22 protein-coding genes are annotated in these 18,605 nt (G+C 68.1%); 13 read left to right on the top strand and 9 right to left on the bottom strand.

Translation table 11 applies throughout. The features are described from left to right. Nucleotides 1–10: 10 nt before the first annotated feature. Genes ileS through OMP43_RS01825 form a run of 3 tightly spaced genes read left to right on the top strand, consistent with a single transcriptional unit; the run spans nt 11 to nt 3,853 of the window. Complete coding sequence (ileS, locus tag OMP43_RS01835) at nt 11–2,881, top strand: isoleucine--tRNA ligase (RefSeq protein ID WP_280277834.1); 2,871 nt, start codon at nt 11–13, stop codon at nt 2,879–2,881. Between the two features lie 2 nt (nt 2,882–2,883). Beyond that, nucleotides 2,884–3,447, top strand: coding sequence for a signal peptidase II (gene lspA / locus OMP43_RS01830; protein ID WP_280277833.1), 564 nt, complete (start codon nt 2,884–2,886; stop codon nt 3,445–3,447). Next, complete coding sequence (locus OMP43_RS01825; RefSeq protein ID WP_280277832.1) at nt 3,440–3,853, top strand: DUF3035 domain-containing protein; 414 nt, start codon at nt 3,440–3,442, stop codon at nt 3,851–3,853. The genes lspA and OMP43_RS01825 overlap by 8 nt, the downstream gene beginning before the upstream one ends. 120 nt (nt 3,854–3,973) lie before the next feature. Here OMP43_RS01825 and OMP43_RS01820 read toward each other — a convergent pair whose 3' ends face one another. The 4 genes from OMP43_RS01820 to OMP43_RS01805 all read right to left on the bottom strand — a co-directional run bounded on the left by OMP43_RS01820 (nt 3,974) and on the right by OMP43_RS01805 (nt 6,400). Continuing rightward, on the bottom strand, nt 3,974–4,768 hold the full coding sequence (locus OMP43_RS01820; protein WP_280277830.1) for a TorF family putative porin: 795 nt from the start codon (nt 4,766–4,768) through the stop codon (nt 3,974–3,976). A gap of 260 nt (nt 4,769–5,028) precedes the next feature. Then, complete coding sequence (locus tag OMP43_RS01815; RefSeq protein WP_167300487.1) at nt 5,029–5,493, bottom strand: RidA family protein; 465 nt, start codon at nt 5,491–5,493, stop codon at nt 5,029–5,031. Between the two features lie 8 nt (nt 5,494–5,501). After that, nucleotides 5,502–6,137: an HAD family hydrolase gene (locus OMP43_RS01810; RefSeq protein ID WP_280277829.1), complete on the bottom strand. Its 636-nt coding sequence runs from the start codon at nt 6,135–6,137 to the stop codon at nt 5,502–5,504. Then, nucleotides 6,134–6,400, bottom strand: a complete 267-nt coding sequence (locus OMP43_RS01805; protein WP_280277828.1) for a DUF3572 domain-containing protein — start codon at nt 6,398–6,400, stop codon at nt 6,134–6,136. The genes OMP43_RS01810 and OMP43_RS01805 overlap by 4 nt, the downstream gene beginning before the upstream one ends. A gap of 37 nt (nt 6,401–6,437) precedes the next feature. On the opposite strand from OMP43_RS01805, the gene OMP43_RS01800 reads away from it, so the two are divergent. After that, nucleotides 6,438–6,866 (top strand): response regulator, encoded by a 429-nt coding sequence (locus tag OMP43_RS01800; protein ID WP_280277827.1) that lies wholly within the window; start codon nt 6,438–6,440, stop codon nt 6,864–6,866. 102 nt (nt 6,867–6,968) lie between these two features. On the opposite strand, the gene rpmG is transcribed toward OMP43_RS01800, so the two are convergent. Further along, complete coding sequence (gene rpmG / locus OMP43_RS01795) at nt 6,969–7,136, bottom strand: 50S ribosomal protein L33 (protein WP_025560997.1); 168 nt, start codon at nt 7,134–7,136, stop codon at nt 6,969–6,971. Nucleotides 7,137–7,461: 325 nt separating this feature from the next. Here rpmG and OMP43_RS01790 point away from each other — a divergent pair, with 325 nt between their 5' ends. Next, nucleotides 7,462–8,025, top strand: a complete 564-nt coding sequence (locus OMP43_RS01790) for a TMEM165/GDT1 family protein (protein ID WP_280277822.1) — start codon at nt 7,462–7,464, stop codon at nt 8,023–8,025. 96 nt (nt 8,026–8,121) lie between these two features. Further along, entirely contained in the window at nt 8,122–8,619 is a 498-nt protein-coding gene (locus OMP43_RS01785) for a DNA starvation/stationary phase protection protein (protein ID WP_280277821.1), read from the top strand. Between the two features lie 424 nt (nt 8,620–9,043). On the opposite strand, the gene OMP43_RS01780 is transcribed toward OMP43_RS01785, so the two are convergent. Further along, nucleotides 9,044–9,373, bottom strand: coding sequence for a hypothetical protein (locus tag OMP43_RS01780; RefSeq protein WP_280277819.1), 330 nt, complete (start codon nt 9,371–9,373; stop codon nt 9,044–9,046). 35 nt (nt 9,374–9,408) lie between these two features. Continuing rightward, nucleotides 9,409–10,254: a metallophosphoesterase gene (locus tag OMP43_RS01775; RefSeq protein ID WP_280277818.1), complete on the bottom strand. Its 846-nt coding sequence runs from the start codon at nt 10,252–10,254 to the stop codon at nt 9,409–9,411. 49 nt (nt 10,255–10,303) lie between these two features. On the opposite strand from OMP43_RS01775, the gene OMP43_RS01770 reads away from it, so the two are divergent. Genes OMP43_RS01770 through OMP43_RS01760 form a run of 3 tightly spaced genes read left to right on the top strand, consistent with a single transcriptional unit; the run spans nt 10,304 to nt 13,161 of the window. Next, nucleotides 10,304–11,881 (top strand): cisplatin damage response ATP-dependent DNA ligase, encoded by a 1,578-nt coding sequence (locus tag OMP43_RS01770; RefSeq protein ID WP_280277816.1) that lies wholly within the window; start codon nt 10,304–10,306, stop codon nt 11,879–11,881. A gap of 42 nt (nt 11,882–11,923) precedes the next feature. Next, on the top strand, nt 11,924–12,334 hold the full coding sequence (locus tag OMP43_RS01765) for a hypothetical protein (RefSeq protein WP_280277815.1): 411 nt from the start codon (nt 11,924–11,926) through the stop codon (nt 12,332–12,334). Beyond that, nucleotides 12,331–13,161 (top strand): DMT family transporter, encoded by an 831-nt coding sequence (locus tag OMP43_RS01760; RefSeq protein ID WP_280277813.1) that lies wholly within the window; start codon nt 12,331–12,333, stop codon nt 13,159–13,161. Before OMP43_RS01765 ends, OMP43_RS01760 begins: the two co-directional genes overlap by 4 nt. 20 nt (nt 13,162–13,181) lie before the next feature. Here the strand turns inward: OMP43_RS01760 and OMP43_RS01755 are convergent, their stop codons facing one another. Continuing rightward, a complete protein-coding gene (locus OMP43_RS01755; protein WP_280277812.1) occupies nt 13,182–14,501 on the bottom strand; it encodes a S41 family peptidase in 1,320 nt (439 codons plus the stop codon). Between the two features lie 108 nt (nt 14,502–14,609). On the opposite strand from OMP43_RS01755, the gene OMP43_RS01750 reads away from it, so the two are divergent. Further along, complete coding sequence (locus tag OMP43_RS01750) at nt 14,610–15,083, top strand: Lrp/AsnC family transcriptional regulator (RefSeq protein ID WP_280277811.1); 474 nt, start codon at nt 14,610–14,612, stop codon at nt 15,081–15,083. 388 nt (nt 15,084–15,471) lie between these two features. Here OMP43_RS01750 and OMP43_RS01745 read toward each other — a convergent pair whose 3' ends face one another. Next, nucleotides 15,472–16,281, bottom strand: a complete 810-nt coding sequence (locus OMP43_RS01745; protein WP_280277810.1) for a cold-shock protein — start codon at nt 16,279–16,281, stop codon at nt 15,472–15,474. Between the two features lie 211 nt (nt 16,282–16,492). Between OMP43_RS01745 and OMP43_RS01740 the strand changes: the two genes are divergently transcribed. From OMP43_RS01740 to lptC, 3 genes are read left to right on the top strand one after another with little or no spacing between them, the layout of a single operon-like run. Continuing rightward, nucleotides 16,493–17,329 (top strand): TerC family protein, encoded by an 837-nt coding sequence (locus tag OMP43_RS01740; RefSeq protein WP_280277807.1) that lies wholly within the window; start codon nt 16,493–16,495, stop codon nt 17,327–17,329. Nucleotides 17,330–17,338: 9 nt separating this feature from the next. Next, nucleotides 17,339–17,959, top strand: coding sequence for a ribonuclease D (locus tag OMP43_RS01735; protein ID WP_280277806.1), 621 nt, complete (start codon nt 17,339–17,341; stop codon nt 17,957–17,959). Then, a complete protein-coding gene (gene lptC / locus OMP43_RS01730) occupies nt 17,960–18,604 on the top strand; it encodes an LPS export ABC transporter periplasmic protein LptC (RefSeq protein ID WP_167299809.1) in 645 nt (214 codons plus the stop codon). The last annotated feature ends 1 nt before the right edge of the window (nt 18,605 follow it).

The following is an 18,605-nucleotide window of genomic DNA, read 5'->3' as shown; positions in this document are numbered from 1 at the left end:
CCGCGCACCCATGAGTGACCAAAAAGACTATCGCGAAACCGTCTTCCTGCCGAAGACCGAGTTCCCCATGAAGGCCGGACTGGCCCAGAAGGAGCCGGCCATCCTCGCGCATTGGGAGAAGATCGGCCTCTACCAGAAGCTGCGCGCCCAGCGCGCCGGCCGCACCCGCTTCATCCTGCACGACGGCCCGCCCTATGCGAATGGCGACATTCACATGGGCCATGCGATGAACAAGGTCCTGAAGGACATCGTCGTCCGCTCGCAGAGCCTGATGGGCAAGGACGCGCCGTACATCCCGGGCTGGGACTGTCACGGCCTGCCGATCGAGTGGAAGGTCGAGGAAGCCTATCGCGCCAAGAAGCTGAACAAGGACGAAGTCGATCCCGTCGCCTTCCGCGCCGAATGCCGCGCCTATGCCGAGAAATGGGTGGGCGTGCAGCGCGGCCAGTTCGAGCGGCTGGGCGTGATGGGCGACTGGGCCAACCCGTATCTCACGATGAACTATGAGAGCGAGGCGATCATCGCCGGCGAGCTGCTCAAGTTCGCCGAGAGCGGCCAGCTCTATCGCGGCGCCAAGCCGGTGATGTGGTCGCCCGTGGAGAAGACCGCGCTGGCCGAGGCCGAGGTCGAATATGACGACATCGTCTCGACCCAGATCGACGTGGCGTTCGAGATCGTCGAGGCGCCGAACGCGCCCGAACTGGTCGGCGCGCATGCGGTGATCTGGACGACCACGCCCTGGACGATCCCGGTGAACCAGGCGCTCGCCTATGGGCCGGAGATTGAGTATCTAGATTGCCAGCTGCTGGTCGCGGATCGACTGATCGCGGACGGTGAGCGTGAGGCTGTCTGGGGCTCCGTACCATGGGCGGAACGCGGCCGCTACATCGTCGCAGCGAACCTGCGCGAGACGCTTGAGAGGCGCATTGCCAAATCCCTGGGCGTCACCGTCTCGCTACGGACTGATGGCGACTTCGACGGCGCGAGTCTCGACGGCGCCGTAGCCCGCCACCCGATGCACCGTCTCGGCGGCTTCTTCGCCAAGCCCCGCCCCTTCCTGCCCGGCGACTTCGTCACCACCGATGCCGGCACCGGCCTCGTCCATATGGCGCCGGATCACGGCGAGGACGATTTCCTGCTCTGCAAGGCGCATGGCATCGACCCGGTGTTCGCGGTCGACGCGGCGGGCATGTACCGGCCGGACTGGCTGTGGCTCGGCGGCCAGGGCTCGGTGATCAACAAGAAGTTCGTCGCATCGGACGGCCCGATCTGCACCGACCTGCGCGAGGCGGGCGCGCTGCTCGCCGCTTCGGACGACTTCGCGCACAGCTATCCGCATAGCTGGCGCTCCAAGGCCAAGGTGATCTTCCGCTGCACCCCGCAATGGTTCATCCCGATGGACCGGCGGAGCACCGCCACGCACGACACGAGCTGGGACGAGGAATCGCGCGACGCCTCCGCCTCGAACGGCGCCACCCTGCGCGGCATCGCGCTCGACGCGATCGAGAATACCCGCTGGGTGCCCGAGCGCGCGATCAACCGCATCCGCGCGATGGTGGAAGGCCGCCCGGACTGGGTGATCAGCCGCCAGCGCGCCTGGGGCGTGCCGATCGCGCTCTATGTCCATCGCCAGACCGGCGCGTATCTCCGCGATCCGGAGGTCAACGCCCGCATCCTGAACGCCTTCGAGACCGGCGGGGCCGATGCCTGGTTCCAGGCGGACCACCAGGCGCTGCTCGGCCCGCGCTACGACCTCGCCCATTATGAGGTGGTCACCGACATTCTCGACGTCTGGTTCGATTCGGGCTCGACGCACAGCTTCGTGATCGAGGCGCGCTACGGCGCCGGCACCCGCGCCAACCTCTATGTCGAGGGTTCGGACCAGCATCGCGGCTGGTTCCAGTCGTCGCTGCTCGAATCCTCGGGCACGCGCGGCCGGGCGCCCTATGACGCGGTGCTGACGCACGGCTTCGCGCTCGACGGCCAGGGCAAGAAGATGTCCAAGAGCCTGGGCAATGTCGTCGATCCGCTCAAGATCATCGGCGAGAGCGGCGCGGACATCCTGCGCCTCTGGGTCGCGCAGACCGATTATTTCGAGGACGTCCGCATCGGCAAGGAAGTGCTGGCCGGCACGGGCGACGCCTATCGCAAGATCCGCAACACCTTCCGCTACCTGCTCGGCGCGCTCGACGGGTTCGGCGAGGGCGAACGGATCGCGGTGGCCGAGATGCCCGAGCTGGAGCGCTACATCCTGGCCAAGCTCGCCGAGCTGGATGCCGAGCTGCGCGGCGCGGCGGATGCGTTCGAGTTCAACCGCTACAGCCGCGCGCTCACGGATTTCATGAACGAGGACCTCTCGGCCTTCTTCTTCGATATCCGCAAGGACTGCCTCTATTGCGATGCCGAGGGCTCGGCCAAGCGCCGCGCCTATCGCACCGTGCTGGACGTGCTGTTCCACGCGCTGGTCCGCTATGCCGCGCCGATCCTCGCCTTCACGGCCGAGGAAGTGTGGCAGGCGCGCTTCCCGGGCGCGGACGAATCGGTCCATCTGCTCGAATGGCCGGTGCTGCCCCGGGGCGCGGCGGTGGAGAGCGACTGGAACGCGATCCGGGCGCTGCGCCAGCAGGTGACCGAGGCGATCGAGCCCTATCGCCGCGAGAAGCAGGTGCGATCGAGCCTGGAGGCGGAGGTGACGGTGCCCGATCTGCCGGCCTCGGCGGAGGATCTCGCCGAATTGTTCATCGTCTCGGCGGTGACGAAGGGCGAAACGGTCACGGTCATGCCCACCCAGCGCCATAAATGCGGCCGGTGCTGGCGGCATCTCCCGGAAGTTGCGCAGGACGGCGCCTTGTGCGACCGCTGTGCCGGGGTGGTGGAATGAACGTGACTCGTGGAATCGGCTTCGCCGTGGCGGCCCTGGTTTTCGTCATCGATCAGGTGACGAAGCTGCTCGTCGTGCGCGCGCTCGGCGTCGACCTCAAGTTCGTCCAGACGCTGATCGGCCAGAAGCTGGGGCTCGACGGGCTCAACCATGTCCAGGAAGTGCTGCCGATCTTCGACCTGCGCTTCGTCGCCAATATCGGCGTGTCGCTCGGCCTGTTCGCCGCGAACAGCGACGCGACTCGCTGGCTGCTGGTGGCGCTCACCGGCGCGATCGCCGCGGGCGTGGTCTGGTGGATGTTCCGCGAGAAGAAGCTGCCGGACATCTGCGCGCTCGGCATGGTGCTGGGCGGGGCGCTGGGCAACATCCTCGATCGCGCGCGCCTCGGCTTCGTCGTCGATTTCGCCGACCTGCATTTCGGGGCGTGGCGCCCGTTTTTGGTCTTCAACGTCGCCGATGCGGCGATTACCATCGGCGTGCTGATCCTGTTGATCCGCGCCCTTCTAGTGCGCGATAAGGCCGCAGGCGACAGCCCGGCCGCTGTGGAGAATGAAGTCAATGCGTAAGACCGTTACCATCGTGAGCGCCATTGCGCTCGCGGCATCGCTCTCCGCCTGCGGCAAGCGCGGCTATGACCGTTCGCGTCCCGACGAGTTCGCCGTGGCCCGCCAGGCGCCGCTGGTGATCCCGCCCGATTTCTCGCTGGTGCCGCCGCAGCCGGGCGCGCCGCGTCCGCAGGAAGGCAATCCGGCCAACCAGGCGCTCGACGCGATGTTCGGCGGCTCGGCCGCGCGCAGCCCCGGCGAGCAGGCGATCATGGACCAGTCGGGCAGCACCGGCGCCGACCAGAGCGCGCGCTCGACCGCGGGCAGCCCGGCCACGACCGTGATCGACAAGGGCTCGACCACGCGCGACATCGTCGCGGCGCCGGAAGGCGACGGCAAGGACGCCAAGGCCAGCACGCCGAAATAAGCGGCGCCCGCCCTATCCCGAACGAAGAAAGCGCCGGCCCGCATCCCCATGCGGGCCGGCGCTTTCGCATGGCCGGGAGGGGGGCGGGGAGCGGCGCGCCGCTCCCCCCTCCCTCCGATATCAGAAGGCGACGCTCACCGAGCCGAGGATGCCGCCCTTGGCCGCGTCCTTGCCGCTCGGCGTGATGAAATTGGTGTCGGTATCGACATAGGAGACGCCGAAGGTCAGCGACTTCCAGGTCGCCGTCGCCCCCAGCGACCAGTCGGTATATTCGCTGGTCGGCCCCGACAGCCAGCTCGGCCCCCAGGTGTGGCCGAGATGGGCGGTGAGGCCGATCGGCGTCCGGGGGATCGCGACCGAGAGATCGCCGGCCAGGTAGAAATTGTCCTGCTTCCGCAGCAGCCCGCTCTGGCCCTGGTCGAGCGCCAGCGCCTTCTGCTTCGGCGCGTAATTGCCGGTGATCTTCGCGGTGGCCGGCCCGATCGCGTAGCTGACCGAGGCATAGGGCTCGAGGAAGTCCGACGAACTCCGGTCGCCGGTGAAACCCGGGCGCGTGCCCGGATAGACATAATAGAGCGCCCCGACATCGACGGTGACGCCGCCGTCGAACGCATGCTTGTAGCCGGCGATCAGGTCGAGCTCCTGATGGGCGGTGCCATGCACGGTGACATAGTCGTCGATCGACGAGCCCCAGACCGAGACATAGAAGCCCGACGCATGGGCAACGGTGATGCCGCCCTGCACGGCGAAATTGCCGTCGGTCTGCGAGATGCCGCGGAACTTATAGTCGCTGACCACGCCGACGCTGCCGCTGATCGTCACGGCGGGCGGCGGATCGGTCTGGTCCTGGGCGATTGCGGGGCTGGCCCCGGCCACGGCCGCGAGCGCGGCGAGGCTGATCATGGTGTAGCGCATGGAATACCCTTCCCGTTGTTCAAAAAAAAGGGTTCCCGCCTGCTGCTCCGGTACGGCGTCGACTGGAGGCTCATCGGCCTGCGCTGCTTGCGAAGCCCGGCTGTCTTGCCGCACCACGCTGCACCGCACAACATTAATTGCTGCTCCGTCACGGGATCGTGACAAACTGTTGCTGGGTGGCAACAGCCCGGCCCCGGCAAACGAAAACGGCCCGCTCCCCGGTGGGGAGCGAGCCGCGAACGGAGACCGGAAAGGCGGGATCAGCGGATCTGGACGACCGCGTCCACTTCCACCGCCACGCCCAGCGGCAAGGCGGGCACGCCCACGGCGCTGCGGGCATGGCGACCGGCATCGCCGAACAGCGCCTGCATCAGCTCCGAGGCGCCATTGGCCACCTTGGGCTGGTCGGTGAAGTCGGCGGCGGAATTGACGAACACGCCGAGCTTCACGATCCGCTCGACGCGCGACAGGTCGCCATCCAGATATTTCTTGATCTGCGCGACCAGCATCAGCGCGCAGCGCTGCGCCGCCTCGGTGCCGAACGCCAGGTCGCGATCCTCGCCCAGCCGCCCGGTCATCAGCACGCCGTCCTTGAAGGGAATCTGGCCCGAGACGTGGAGCAGGCCGTTCGCCTCCACCACCGGGACATAGGCGGCGACGGGCGCCGCGGCTTCGGGAAGGGCGAGGCCGAGCTCTTCGAGCTTGCGATCGACATGCGTGGTCATGGGCCCGCTCAACCACTCGCCGCGTCGGCGGTCAAGCCCGTGTCGAAGCGCGCCTCGATCCAGCCCAGCGCCTCGCGCCAGTCGTCGATCCGGGCATGGGCATGCGGCGCCTTCGCCACGCTCGGCGCCAGGCTCGGCTCGGCGACCATGTGGAGGCGGAACACCCCCGGCGCATGCTTGGCCACCGATTCGTGATGGACCGCCAGATCGTCGACGAACACGGTGACGCTCGGCCGATATTCCTCGACCAGCCGCGCCACCGGCGATCCCTTGCCGCCCTGGTTGCACTCCACCCGGTGCTCGATCCCGTGATTCGTCAGCTGGGCGATGCGATGCGCGCGGCAATGATCCTGCAGGTTGGTCAGCACGACGATATCGGCGCGCCCGGCCAGCACGGCCAGCGCCTCGCGGGCATGCGGCACCAGCGTCTGGCGATCCATCTCGGCGGGGAAGAAGCCGTCGAGCAGGCCCCACATCTCCTCGCGCTCCACCACGGCCGAATCGGCGCGGCGGCGCATCGAATTGGCGAAATCGCCGCCATCGGGCGTGAACTCGATGTCGTGCGTCTCGCCCAGCCACACGCCGAAATGGCGCACCATGTGGAGCAGGACTTCGTCGCAATCGGTGATCAGCAGGGGCTTCATGATCTTTCCAGCGTCGCTCGGGCGGCGACCAGTTGTTCGGGGCTTATGTCGAGTGCCGCCGCGCAGGCGACAAGGTCCGGCTCGTGGGATTCGAGGAACGACAGCGTCGCGGCGAGCACCACCGCCTCGCCCGCCCGCCGGCGCAGCTCGGCGGGATCGAGGCCGGTGAGGTCGAGCAGGCGCCGCGCCCGCGCTTCCTCGCCCAGCGTCCACACAAGTGCCTGCAGCGCCAGCGCTTCCGCATTTGTTTCCGCGCCCGCCATATCCTACATCGCCTAAGAGTCGATCCGGGGGTAGCGCGTGGCAAAAAGGGTGCTCGTTGTCGAGGACAACGAACTCAATCTGAAGCTGTTCTGCGACCTGCTGCGCGCGCACCAGTTCGAGGCGGAGCCGGTGCGCGACGGGCGCGAGGCAGTGGGGCGCGCGCGCGACTTCGATCCGCAGCTGGTGGTGATGGACATCCAGATGCCGCACGTGACCGGCCTCGAGCTGATCCAGCACATGAAGCTGGACCCCAGGCTGCGGACCATCCCGATCATGGCGGTCACCGCCTATGCCGGCCGCGACGACGAGGAGCGGATCCGCGCGGCCGGGGCCAATGCCTATGTCTCCAAGCCGATCAGCCTGGTGCGCTTCATGGAGGAAGTGCGCGCGCTGATGCCGGCCGAATCGCCGGCGCCGCCGCTCGAAGCCCCGAACACGGACACAGAAGAAGCCCCGCGGCCTTGACGGCCCGGGGCTTTCTTGAAGACCGTCCCCGCGCATGCGGGGCTAAGCTTGAAGACCGGCCCCGCGCATGCGGGGGCGAGGCAAGCCGGGCGCGCGCCCGCCTTACTTGATCTTGGCTTCCTTGAACTCGACATGCTTGCGCACGACGGGATCGTACTTGCGGAACGAGAACTTCTCGGTCTGGGTACGCGGATTCTTCTTCGTGACGTAGAAGAAACCCGTGTCCGCCGTGCTGACGAGCTTGATCTTGACAGTGGTCGGCTTGGCCATGACCCAACAACCCTTGAAACTGCGAAAAGAAAAGAGCGGCACGCCAGAGCGCACCGCTGCCAGACGCGGGCAACTGTGCGATTCTCGGCCAAAAGTCAAGGCTGGGGCCAAGCAATTCCTCCCCGAGCTCGCCTCGGGGAGGGAGAGCCCGCCCGCGGGGCGTGGTGGAGGGCCATGGCGGCGATCCGCGACGGTGATCGCCATGCCCCTCCACCACTCGCTTCGCGAGCGCCCCCCTCCCCCGGGCAAGCCGGGGGAGGAATTGGATATCCTTCACGCGGGTTTAACCCTGCGCGCCCAGAATGCCGCGCGAAAGGGGAAGCGCATGGAAGCTCTGGTCCCGGCCTTCCTGCTGGCCGTCCTCACCCAGCTTTGCGACAAGCCGGCCCTGCTCTGCGCGATCCTCGCCGATCGCTATGGCCGGCCGCTCGCCGTGGCGGTCGCGGCGGGCATCGCCCATGCCGCCATCAACTTCGCGGCCGGCTTCGGCGGATCGCTGATCGGGCCGATGATGACGCCCAATGCCCGCGCGCTGCTGCTCGCCATGGCGCTGATCTTCGGCGCGCTGGGCGCGATCGGATCGAATCGCGTGAAGGACCGGCTGGGCGGCTGGAAGCTCGGCTCCTTCTTCACGGCGCTGCTGGGAGTGCTGATCCTCGCCTTTGGCGAGAGCACGCCCTTCTTCACGCTCGCGCTGGCCACCGGCGGCCAGCCCTGGTTCGCGGCCGCCGGCGCATCGATCGGCGCGTTCGGCGTGGCGTTCGTCGCCGCGCTGCTCGGCGAGCGGAGCTGGGCGGCCCTGCCCTGGCGCTGGCTGCGCATCCTGAGCGGCATCGGCTTCCTGGTCGCCGGCTGCTGGATCGGCGTGAACGCGCTGCGCCTGACCTGATCGATCTCTGAGATCGGGAAAATGCAAATGCGCCGGGCGGACCCGATCCCATATTCCGTTCGTTGACCCTGCGAACCGAATCCCGGGAGGACGAACATGGCTGATACCAATGCGGCGCTCCGCACCCCCACCGATCTGAACCGCAACGACGCCAGGAGCGTGGCGGACGCGCTGAACGGCGCGCTGGCCGATTGCTTCGCGCTCTATCTCAAGACCAAGAATTTCCACTGGCACGTCTCGGGCCCGCATTTCCGCGACTATCACCTGCTGCTCGACGATCAGGCGGCACAGATCTACGGCATCACCGATGCCATTGCCGAGCGCGTGCGCAAGACCGGCAACGTCACGCTGCGCTCGATCGGCGACATCGCCCGCCGCCAGACGCTGACCGACAATGACGCGGACTATGTCGCGCCCGGCGACATGCTGGCCGAGCTGCGCGAGGACAATCTCAAGCTGATCGAGAGCTTCCGCGCCGTGAAGCAGGCAGCCGAGGATGCCGGCGACAATGCGACCAGCGGCATCGTCGACGAATGGACCGACCAGGCCGAGGAGCGCGCCTGGTTCCTGTTCGAGGCATCGCGCAAGGGCTGAACCCGCACCTTGGGGTCGGAGGCGGGATCGGCAAACGCCGGTTCCGGCGCCGCGAATCGCGTCATCCGAATCGGCGAGCCCCGCCCGGATCGGCGGGCCCGTCGTTTAGCAAACCCGTCGTCAGCAAATCCGCCGACGGCAAACCTGCCGTCCGCAAATCCGCCGTCCGCAGACCCGTCATCCCCGCGAAGGCCGGGATCCAGGGTAGTCGGGGACGATCGAAGAATGGCACCCAGGCTTGCCGGAGACGGCGAAGCGAGCCTCGCAGCCCGTTCTCCCGGCCCTGGATCCCCGCCCTCGCGGGGATGACGGGTAGAAGATAGGGACGACGGGGAGAAGGTGGGGACGACCGGGGAGGATATGGGTCCCCGCCCCGGCGCACCGCGAAACAGGGCCGGCCCCGCGGGCGCCGGCCCTGTCCCGGTTACTTGACCTTGGCGAGGTCCGCGTCGAGCTTGGCCAGCATCTCGTCGGTCAGCTTGCCTTCCGAAAAGGGCTGGATTGCGCGGAAGCTCATCGCCTTGAACTGCTCATAGGCGGGATGCTTGTCGATATCGCCCAGGCCGTCGGCGACGAGCACCGCCTTGGCGCCTTCATTGGCGAACAGGGCTTCGATCGGCGTATCCGCGCTGAACTTGGCGGCGGGCGCGGCGGCCGGCGCCGGAGTCGCGGCGGGTGCCGGGGCCGGCGCGTTCTGGGCGAAGGCGGCGACGGGCGCGCAGGCGAGCAGGGCGGCGGTGAGAACGAGCTTCATTATCGGGAGACCCCTCCGGTGGTGGAGTTGCGAACCTAACCCGCTTTTCGTGTCCGCACCATTGCCGGCGGCACGAGAGTCACCAGCCAGATGTCGGGCCGGGCGCCCAGGCGGAACGGCACGCCGCTGGTGCCGAGCCCGGCGGTGACGATCACCGTGCGCGCCCCTTCGCGCACCAGTCCGCAGCGATAGCGGCTGCCGTAGCGGCTCACTTCGGGCGCGACGTTGCGGCCGAAGATCAGCACCTGCCCGCAATGGGTGTGCCCGGCGAGGAGGAGGTGCGCGTCGGCGGGCAGATCGGGCGCGACGTCGGGCGAATGGGTGACCAGCACGATCGGCCGCCCGATCGCCCGCGCCGCCCGCAGCGTCGCGGCGATGTCGGCATGGCCCGAAAAATCGTCGCTGATCCCGCCCAGCGCCACCGGTCCGCGCGGCGCGGCATCATTCTCCAGCACCGTCACCCCCGCCCGGGCGAGCTGGTCGCGCACCGCCTGCGGGCCCGTCCAGTAATCGTGGTTGCCGAGCACCGCCGCCACGCCCAGCGGCGCGCGCAGCTGGCGCAGCGGCCCGACCATCGCCGGCCCCAGCTTCGCCGCGCCGCGCGGATCATGGCCGAAGATGAAATCGCCCGCGATCACCACCAGATCGGGCTTCAGCGCATTCACCTGCGCGACGATTCGCCCGAGCCGTTCCGGCCCCATCGCCGCGGTGCCGATATGGATGTCGCTCAGCAGCGCGATCCGCACCGGCCGCTCCAGTCCCGGCAGGGCCACCTCCGCACGGCGCACCAGCGGGTCGCTGGTCGCCTCGCGAAAGCACCAGCCGAGAAAGCCGGCGAGCAGGAGGGCCAGGCCGGCGAGGATGAGGATGAGCTTGCGCATGCGGGCATCGTAACGGGAGCGCATCGGCCACGCCATGCGTTGCGCCGTCATGCGTGCCTTTGCCGACCTGCTCGATGGCCTGATCTACACGCGCTCGCGCAACGCCAAGCTCAAGCTGCTCGGCGACTATCTGCGCGCCACGCCCGATCCGGACCGCGGCTGGGCGATGGCGGCGCTCACCGGCACGCTCGACCTGCCTGCCGTGAAGCCGGCGCTGATCCGCGCGATGGTGGAGGAACGCGTCGATCCGGTGCTCTATGCGATGAGCCGCGACTTTGTCGGCGATTCGGCCGAGACGATCGCGCTGCTCTGGCCCGCACCCTCGGCGCCGCCCGCGGCGGCGGCATCGCTCACCGTATCGCAGGTGGTCGCGACTTTGGGCGGCATTTCCAGGTCCGATGCGCCCGCGGCGCTCGCGGCGATGCTCGATCGGCTGGATGCCGATGCGCGCTTCGCCCTGCTCAAGCTCGCCACCGGCGCGCTGCGCGTCGGCATCTCGGCCCGGCTCGCCAAGACCGCGCTCGCCCAGGCCTTCGGGCTCGATGTCGATGCGGTGGAGGAAGTGTGGCACGGCCTGGTTCCGCCCTATGCGCCGCTGTTCGACTGGGCGGAGGGCCGCGCCGCCCAGCCCAGCGCGCGCGACCTGCCGGTCTTCCGCCCGTTCATGCTCGCCCATCCGCTCGAGCAGGAGCATGTCGACCTGGCCGATTATGCGGCGGAGTGGAAATGGGACGGGATCCGCGTCCAGCTGGTCCATGTCGCGGGCGAGACCCGGCTCTACAGCCGCGCGGGCGACGACATCACCCACAGCTTCCCCGAAGTCGCGGGGGCCTTCGCCACGCCCGGCGTGCTCGACGGCGAGCTGCTGGTGAAGGGCGCGTTCCAGGGCGGCGAGGCGGCGAGCTTCAACACGCTCCAGCAGCGCCTGGGCCGCAAGCTGGTCAGCGCGAGGACGCTGGCCGACTATCCCGCCTTTGTCCGCCTCTACGACATTCTTTTCGACGGCGGCGAGGATCTGCGCGACCTGCCCTGGTCGGCGCGCCGGGCCCGGCTCGAGCGCTTCGCCGCGCGGCTCGATCCCGGGCGGTTCGACGTCTCGGCAGTGATCGAGGCCCGGGATTTCGCCGCGCTGGAGGAGATTCGCGCGGGCGCGCGGGATGCCTCGATCGAGGGGGTGATGCTCAAGCGGCGCGATTCGCCCTATGTCGCCGGGCGGCGCGCGGGGCTGTGGTACAAATGGAAGCGCGATCCGCTGGTCGCCGATTGCGTGCTGATGTACGCGCAGCGCGGCTCGGGCAAGCGCAGCAGCTTCTATTCCGACTATACTTTCGGCGCCTGGACGGCGGAGGGCGAGCTGCTGCCCGTGGGCAAGGCCTATTTCGGCTTCACCGACGAAGAGCTGAAATGGCTCGACCACCATGTCCGCACCCATACGGTGAACCGCTTCGGCCCGGTGCGCGAGACCGACAAGAGCCTCGTCCTCGAGGTCGCCTTCGATTCGATCCACGAATCGCGGCGCCACAAATCGGGCCTGGCGATGCGCTTCCCGCGAATCAGCCGTATCCGCACCGACAAGCCGGCGCGCGAAGCGGACACGATCGAGGCGTTGCGCAAGCACGTCACCTGAGTCAGTTTCGCGTCCATGGCCAAGGGAAATCGTATCGCGGTTTTGCCCCTGATCGCCTGCGTGCTCGCGGGACCGGTCCCCGCGTCGCTGCTCGCCGCCCTTGCCGGCAGCGGTGGCGCCGATTCGCTGCTGCGGGTCTGGGCCACGCTGGCGCTGTTCGGCCTGTGCTACGCGCTGGTCGTCGGTACGCCTATCGCATTGATTTTCCTGCGCGATCCTGCATTGCCCTGGCGGCGCTGGATCGGTGCCGCCCTGCTCGCCGGGCTCGTCACCACCGCGATCATCCTGGGCTGGACCGCGCTGAGCAGCGCCCGGCACCTCGTCGCCGGGCAATGGAGCGCCTTCCAGATATTGATGCTCTGGCTGGTCGTTCCGCTCGTGCTTTTCTCCGGAATCGTCTCGCGAATCCTGCTCGCGCTCTGGCTCCGGCACGTCCGCGACACTGCCTGGTGAAGCCCGAACTGCTCGCCCCGGCGATGATGATCGCCTCGGGCTCGATCCATGCGGTGGTCAACGCGATCCTGAAGGGCGGCCGCGACAAGATGGCCGGCCGCGCGATCATCGACGGATCGAGCGCGCTGATCCTGCTGCCCGCAACGCTGCTCGTGCCGCTGCCGGCCGCCGCCTGGCCGTGGATCGCCGGCACCGCGCTGGTCCATTGCCTCTATCTCTATGCGCTGGTCCGCACCTTCGAGGCGAGCGACTATTCCGCCGCCTATCCGATCCTGCGCGGCACCGCGCCGCTGGTCACCGCCGCGCTGTCGATCGGGCTGCTCGGCGAGCCCGCCGGCGCACGCGAACTGGCCGGCATCGCGCTGGTCGGCGGCGCCATGTTCGTGATGGTGCTGGGCCGGCATATCGGCCGGGCCGGCCTGGGCTGGGCGCTGCTCACCGGGCTCACCATCGCCGGCTACACGGTGATCGACGCGCACGGCGTGCGCGCCGCGCCGACGCCGAACAGCTATATCGTCTGGATGTTCGTGCTGATGGGGATGAGCACGGTGACGATGTTCGCCCTGCTCTCAAGGGGCGCGATCTTCGCCTCGACGGCGCGGCAATGGCGGCCGGGCGTGGTCGCGGGCGCGCTCTCGATCGTCACTTATGGCCTGGCGCTCTCGGCGCTGGCGATCGGCCCCACCGCCCCGCTCGCCGCCCTGCGCGAGACCGGCATGGTCACCGCGCTCGTCATCGCCACCCTCTTCCTGGGCGAGAAGGTGACGCCCGGCCGGGTGCTGGGCGTCACCGGGATCCTCGCCGGTGCAGTGCTGATCCTGCTCTAGCACCGCCCCCGAAGCGCCCCCTATTCCCTGGCAACCGGGCTGCTCGAGCCGTCCGCGCGCTCGATGACCAGACCCGCTATCGCAGCTTCGCCGGTGAAGCGCACCCGGGTGCGCGGATCGAACTCGAGTGCGAACAGATCGCCGCCGAGCGGCACCATCGCCGATTTGGGAGCGCCGTCGCGCTGCCAGGTGAGCGCGCCATTCTCCACGGCCACCGTGCGCGGCCCGAACCGCCCGGCATAGGCCGCGAGCGCCCGGGCGGGAGCCACCGGCGTCACGCGTGCCGCATAGAGCGCGGCAGTCCATTCCAGCTCGGTCCTTTGCGCCCCCTGCGCCTTCTCGGCGAGCTTCAGCGCCGCATCCTGCTGGGCGCGGTCGAGCGCCCGGTCCGCCGGCACCGCGATCTTCGGCGCCACGCCCTTGCCTTCCCAGTTGCCGCCGCCCGGCAGTTCGGGATAGCCGATCGACACGCTCATCACATAGCCGCCGGGCACCGCGAAATGCTCGTTGCGATAGGCCGCGCCCGCCGTCGTCTCGCCCACCAGCGTGCCGAAGCCGAGCCGCGCGACATGCGAGACGAATTCCTCCGCGGCCGATGCCGCGCGATTGCTGGTCAGCACATAGAGCGGCAATCGGAGCTGCCCGCCGGGCACCGCCTCGCTCGTCGAGCTGGTCGGCGCTTCGCCGCGCAGATGGAAGGTCACCAGCAGCGTGCCCGCCGGCACGAAATAGCTGGCGAGGCGGCGCACCGCCTCGGGGCTGCCGCCGCCATTGCCGCGCAGGTCGAGGATCGCCGCATCGCCTTCGCGCAGGAACGCCATCGCCGCATCGATCGCCGCCCGGCTCTCCGCCCCGGTCCAGCCGAACCCGTCATAGCGGATATAGCGGACATTGCCCGGCAGCAGCTTCATCTCGGTGATGCCATAGTTGCGCTGGCGCATCATCGTCCTGAAGAAGGGCGTGTCCTCGATCTCGTCATTCTGGCTGCCGCGGCCGGCGATCTCGGCCGACATGCGCGGATCGAAGAACAGCGAGAGATGCTTGTCCTGCGCCACCGCATAGAGATCCTCGTTCAGCCGGCGTGCGAATTCGCCCGGATCCGCCACATCGTAGCGCCCGGCCTTCAGGCCCTTGACCAGCGCGGCGTCGAGCCCGGCCCGCTTGCCGGCGACCACGTAATTCTCGGCGATCGCCTTGCGGATGCCCGCGACGACCTCCGCCTTGCGCGCCGCCGGCGCGGCCATCGGCGCGGGGCCTTGGGTGGGGCCGGGCCCCTGCTGCGCCTGGGCAGCGATGGGCAGGCCGGCGGAAAGCGCCAGCGCGGCAAGTGCGATCTTCATGAGTCTCTCCCCAACCGTGTTACCTGCATAACACTGCATGGCGCGAAGCACGGGCGCGTGGCGCGCAATTTCGGCCGCCTGCTTGCCAGAATCTGGCATAGGGGTGCGATGACCCACGACGCCATCGACCTGCGCATCCTCGCGCTGCTCCAGCAGGACGCACTGATGACCGCCGACCTGCTGGCCGAGCGGCTGCCGCTCTCGCCCAGCGCGATCGCCCGGCGGATCCGCCGGATGCGGGCGGACGGCACGATCGCCGCCGATGTCGCCATCGTTTCCGAGGAAGTGGGCCCGTTCCTGTCGGCGCTGGTCCATGTCCAGTTCGACCGGCACTCGCTCGACGCGCTCCAGGCCTTTCAGCGCCGGATCCTCGCCAGCCCGCATGTCCAGCTGATGCTGGAAGTGACCGGCAATTTCGATCTCGTCCTGCTCGTTTCGACGCGCGACATGGATTCGTTCAATGCACTGGTCGATTCGCTGCTCGGCGGCGATCCGGTGGTGCGGCGCTACGAGACGAGTTTCGTGAAGCGCCGCCGCAAATTCACGCCGGCGCTGCCGCTGCACGAGCTGCTGGAGGGATGATTCAGTTGGCGCTCATCCCACTGAGCCAAGCGCCCTCATCCCACTGAGCCAAGCACCCTTCCGTCACCCCCGCCTTTGTGGGGATGACGGCTATTGGGCACTTCTTGTCCCAAGGGGATATGTGCCGATTCAGTTCGGATCTGATTCGCGGCGAAGAAAGAAGATTTGTTCGCGCTGAGGACGCGGGGAGCATTTGCTGGAGGCGTCAGCGTCAGGAAGGGTGACAGGTCATTGGATTGGCGCGCCGCCGGCGCAGCGCGAGCCAGTCTCCGCGTTCTCAGCGCCCTCTGCGCGAACGAATCTCCGCACCTTCTCCGCGCGAAACGGAAAGCAAAAGGGCCGGACGTTTCCGCCCGGCCCCTTCGATTCGCTTGCCCGAAGGCGCACCTCAGCTCGACGGCGTGAGGTTCACCGCAGCGTACTTGCCGCGACGATCGACCTCGAGCTCGAACTCGAGCCGGTCGCCCTCGTTGAGCGTCGGCATGCCCGCACGCTCAACGGCCGAGATATGCACGAACGCGTCCGGCTGGCCGTCATCGCGCTGGATGAAGCCGAAGCCCTTCATTGCGTTGAAGAACTTGACCGTGCCGGTCGCCTTCTCGCCCGTCAGCTGGCGCTGCGGACCACCGCGCTCGCCGCCGCCGAAGCCGCCACGATCGCCGCGATCCTCGCGCGGTGCGCGCTCTTCGACCGGCATCGGCTCGCCATCGATCTTGAGCTCGGTGGCCGAGATGCGGCCGCCGCGATCGACGAGCGTGAAGCCGAGCGGCTGGCCCTCGGCCAGGCCGGTAAGGCCCGCCTGCTCGACCGCCGAGATGTGCACGAAGACGTCTTCGCCGCCATCGTCACGGACGATGAAGCCGAAGCCCTTCTGGCCGTTGAAGAACTTAACGACGCCGGTGCCTTCGCCGATGACCTGCGGGGGCATGCGGTTGCCGCCGCCGAAGCCGCCGCCACCACCACCGAAGCCGCCACCGCCGCCGCGGAAACCACCGCCGCCGCCGCCGCCGAAGCCGCCACCGCCGCCGCGATAGCCACCGCCACCGCCGCCGCCGAATCGGTCACCGCCGCCGAAACCGCCACGATCCTCGAAACCGCCGCCGAAGCCGCCGCCACCAAAATCATCGCCGCCGAAGCCATCACGCTTGTCGCGGCCACGTCCGCCGCGATCCCCACGGCGCCCTCTATCGAAACTCATGCCCTGTTCGTCTTCCCGGTTCGCCCACAAATCAAATCAAAAGCCAAGCGCCGGACGAAAAACGCAGGTCTTCCAGCGCAAAAACTTGCGCCATGGAATCAGGCATAGCCCAAAATCGGACAGCGAGCGAACGAAATTCGACTTGATCGGGGCGAACAATCGTTAATCGCGGCGCTTGCGCCACAATCGGGGGCACGGCAGAGGTAGGCATATGGACGCGATCGCCGAATTGCTCGCCAGTCCGGCCGCCTGGGCCGCGCTCGTCACGCTCATCGTGATGGAGGTGGTGCTGGGCATCGACAACCTGATCTTCATCTCGATTCTCTCGAACAAGCTGCCCGAGGAGCAGCGCCGGCGCGCCCGCCGAGTCGGCATCAGCCTGGCGCTGGCGATGCGGCTGGGGCTCCTCACCGCGATCAGCTGGATCATCAGCCTGAAGAACACGGTGTTCAGCCTCGGCATCCAGGGGCCGCCCGATGCGAACGGCGTGCCCAGCTTCGAGACCGATTTCTCGTGGAAGGACCTGATCCTGCTGGCCGGCGGCCTGTTCCTGATGTGGAAGGCGACGACCGAGATCCATCATTCGGTCGATGCCGACGCGCCGGGCGAGGCCGACCAGCTGCTCGACAAGAAGAAGGTCGCCTCGATCACCTTCACCGCCGCGATCGTCCAGATCCTGCTGCTCGATGTCGTCTTCTCGGTCGATTCGATCCTGACCGCCGTCGGCATGACCGAGCATGTGCAGATCATGTATGTCGCGGTGATCGTCGCGGTCGGCGTGATGCTGATCGCGGCCGATCCGCTCGCCAATTTCATCAACCGCAATCCCAGCGTCGTCATGCTCGCCCTGGGCTTTCTGCTGATGATCGGCATGGTGCTGATCGGCGAGGCGTTCGGCGCGCATATCCCCAAGGGCTATATCTACACCGCCATGGCCTTTTCGGCCGCCGTCGAGGGACTCAACATCTGGGCGCGGACCGCGCGGGCGCGCCGGCAGGCCGCCGCCCGGGAAGCGCCGGCCATTGAGCCCGGCGGCGATCGGGTCTAGGCGGCGGCCATGACTGTGCATTTTCATGAAGAAGACATTCCCGAGGACCTGTTCGCGCCGGGGGCCTCGATCGCCGTCGACACCGAGACGATGGGGCTGATCACGCCGCGCGACCGGCTGTGCGTCGTCCAGCTCTCGGACGGCTCGGGCGACGAGCATCTCGTCCGCTTCGGCCCGCGCTCGGCCTATGATTCGCCGAACCTGCGGATGCTGCTCGCCGATCCGGAGCGGCTGAAGCTCTATCATTATGCGCGCTTCGACCTCGCGGCGATCCGCTTCTATCTGGGCGTCGTCGCCGGCCCGGTCTATTGCACCAAGACCGCCTCGCGCCTGGTGCGCACCTATACCGATCGCCACGGCCTCAAGGACCTGGCCCGCGAGCTGGTGGGCGTGGAGATCTCGAAGCAGCAGCAGTCCTCCGACTGGGGCGGCCCCGAACTTTCCGACGCGCAGCGTGAATACGCGGCGTCCGACGTGCGTTACCTGCACGCCATGAAGGAAGAACTCGACAGGCGCCTCGAGCGCGAAGGCCGCACCGACCTCGCCCAGGCCTGTTTCGACTTCCTGCCCTGGCGCGCGGAGCTCGACCTGGCCGGCTGGCCCGAAACCGACATCTTCGCGCATATCTAGATGTCGGAAGTCGCCACCCGCCTCCAATCGCAGAAGCGCAGCTGGGCGCATCCCGGCAGTGCGCACGATCGGCTGATCCGGCTCTCGCTGATCTTCCTGCCGGTCGGCATCGGGGTGCTATCGGCCTTTCTCGTGCTCGCGCCGCTCCTCACCAAGGGCGATGTCAGCTTCGTGCTCGACAAGAACAAGGTCGACATGGCCACCGAGCGGCTGCGGCTCGAATCGGCGGTGTATCGCGGCGAGGACAGCAAGGGGCAGCCCTTCCAGCTCAACGCGGGCTCGGCGATCCAGAAGAGCTCGGCGGAGCCGATCGTCCAGCTGCGCGATCTCGCCGCCGAGATCAGGCTGCCCGAGGGGCCCGCCACGCTCAAGGCGGACCGCGGCCATTACGATCTCAACAAGGAACAGGTCTCGGTCGACGGCCCGGTCAAGTTCCAGACGGCCGACGGCTATGTCCTCGACACCGAGAACGCGACCGTCGACCTCAAGACCCGCAAGATGGAAAGCGGCGGCGCGGTGACCGGCAAGACGCCCACCGGCGTGTTCAGCGCGAACAAGATGACCGCCGACTTGGAAAACCGCACCATCTCCCTAGATGGCAATGCACGCTTGCGGATCGTCCCCAAGCGCGCGAATAGGCGCTGAC

Origin of the sequence: Sphingomonas sp. CBMAI 2297, from assembly GCF_029870595.1 — a bacterium.
Classification (GTDB): Bacteria; Pseudomonadota; Alphaproteobacteria; order Sphingomonadales; family Sphingomonadaceae; genus Sphingomonas.
The sequence above is the reverse complement of the archived record's forward strand: the minus strand, read 5'-3'. Positions and strand labels throughout refer to the sequence as shown.

Coding starts and splice junctions, on each gene's coding strand:
- ileS (WP_280277834.1), top strand. CDS start 11: ATGAGTGACCAAAAAGACTATCGCGAAACCGTCTTCCTGCCGAAGACC.
- OMP43_RS01825 (WP_280277832.1), top strand. CDS start 3,440: ATGCGTAAGACCGTTACCATCGTGAGCGCCATTGCGCTCGCGGCATCG.
- OMP43_RS01820 (WP_280277830.1), bottom strand. CDS start 4,768: ATGCGCTACACCATGATCAGCCTCGCCGCGCTCGCGGCCGTGGCCGGG.
- OMP43_RS01815 (WP_167300487.1), bottom strand. CDS start 5,493: ATGACCACGCATGTCGATCGCAAGCTCGAAGAGCTCGGCCTCGCCCTT.
- OMP43_RS01810 (WP_280277829.1), bottom strand. CDS start 6,137: ATGAAGCCCCTGCTGATCACCGATTGCGACGAAGTCCTGCTCCACATG.
- OMP43_RS01805 (WP_280277828.1), bottom strand. CDS start 6,400: ATGGCGGGCGCGGAAACAAATGCGGAAGCGCTGGCGCTGCAGGCACTT.
- rpmG (WP_025560997.1), bottom strand. CDS start 7,136: ATGGCCAAGCCGACCACTGTCAAGATCAAGCTCGTCAGCACGGCGGAC.
- OMP43_RS01790 (WP_280277822.1), top strand. CDS start 7,462: ATGGAAGCTCTGGTCCCGGCCTTCCTGCTGGCCGTCCTCACCCAGCTT.
- OMP43_RS01785 (WP_280277821.1), top strand. CDS start 8,122: ATGGCTGATACCAATGCGGCGCTCCGCACCCCCACCGATCTGAACCGC.
- OMP43_RS01780 (WP_280277819.1), bottom strand. CDS start 9,373: ATGAAGCTCGTTCTCACCGCCGCCCTGCTCGCCTGCGCGCCCGTCGCC.
- OMP43_RS01775 (WP_280277818.1), bottom strand. CDS start 10,254: ATGCGCAAGCTCATCCTCATCCTCGCCGGCCTGGCCCTCCTGCTCGCC.
- OMP43_RS01770 (WP_280277816.1), top strand. CDS start 10,304: ATGCGTGCCTTTGCCGACCTGCTCGATGGCCTGATCTACACGCGCTCG.
- OMP43_RS01755 (WP_280277812.1), bottom strand. CDS start 14,501: ATGAAGATCGCACTTGCCGCGCTGGCGCTTTCCGCCGGCCTGCCCATC.
- OMP43_RS01750 (WP_280277811.1), top strand. CDS start 14,610: ATGACCCACGACGCCATCGACCTGCGCATCCTCGCGCTGCTCCAGCAG.
- OMP43_RS01745 (WP_280277810.1), bottom strand. CDS start 16,281: ATGAGTTTCGATAGAGGGCGCCGTGGGGATCGCGGCGGACGTGGCCGC.
- OMP43_RS01740 (WP_280277807.1), top strand. CDS start 16,493: ATGGACGCGATCGCCGAATTGCTCGCCAGTCCGGCCGCCTGGGCCGCG.
- OMP43_RS01735 (WP_280277806.1), top strand. CDS start 17,339: ATGACTGTGCATTTTCATGAAGAAGACATTCCCGAGGACCTGTTCGCG.
- lptC (WP_167299809.1), top strand. CDS start 17,960: ATGTCGGAAGTCGCCACCCGCCTCCAATCGCAGAAGCGCAGCTGGGCG.